This is a genomic window from Clostridium tarantellae (genome assembly GCF_009295725.1).
Classification (GTDB): domain Bacteria; phylum Bacillota; class Clostridia; order Clostridiales; family Clostridiaceae; genus Sarcina; species Sarcina tarantellae.
Map to the genome: position 1 here is coordinate 1 of NZ_WHJC01000584.1, position 718 is coordinate 718.

At 19.1% G+C, this 718-nt stretch carries 1 protein-coding gene; it reads left to right on the forward strand.

Features of this window, described 5'->3' with window-relative positions; genetic code table 11:
* The coding region (locus GBZ86_RS16485; protein ID WP_268817451.1) for a DHHW family protein at positions 1-718 on the forward strand (718 nt) is incomplete at both ends.

The window sequence follows — 718 nt, forward strand, 5'->3', positions numbered from 1 at the left end:
AAAATATTCAGAGCAAGAAAATAGAAAGTTGGCATCTAAACCTAATTTTAATATGAATAGTTTTAAAGATGGAAGTTTTTCTAATAAATATGAAAAATATGTGAATGATCAATTTTTATTTAGAGATAAATGGATTAATATAAAATCAATAGGAGAATTAATTTTAGGAAAAAAAGAAAATAATAATATTGTATATGGTAAAGATGGATATATGTTTGAAAAAGTTCAAAGTATTGACTTTCAAAGATTATATAAAAATATTGAAGCAATTGAAAGTTTTACAAATAAAGTTCATACACAAAATAGTAAAGTAGCTTTTATGATTGTACCTAGTTCATATTCCATATTAAAAGAAAAAGTACCTTATGGATTAAATATGATTGATGAGCTAAAGTTTATAAATGAAATAAATGAAAAAATAAATAAAAAAAATATAGTAGATATTACAGATATATTAAAAAATAATAAAGACCAATATATTTATTATAAAACAGATCATCATTGGACTATTAAAGGAGCTATGTTAGCATATGAAAAATTTTTAAATCATATAAATGAAGAATCTATAGATTTTAAAAAATATGAAATCAATAAAATAGAAAATTTTTTAGGAAGTTATTATGCTAAAAGTAAGGATTTTAAAGCTGAAAAAGATTATATTAGTTTTTTAGAATTAAATAATATATATATGAAATTAGATTATGGAAAAGAATGTAAT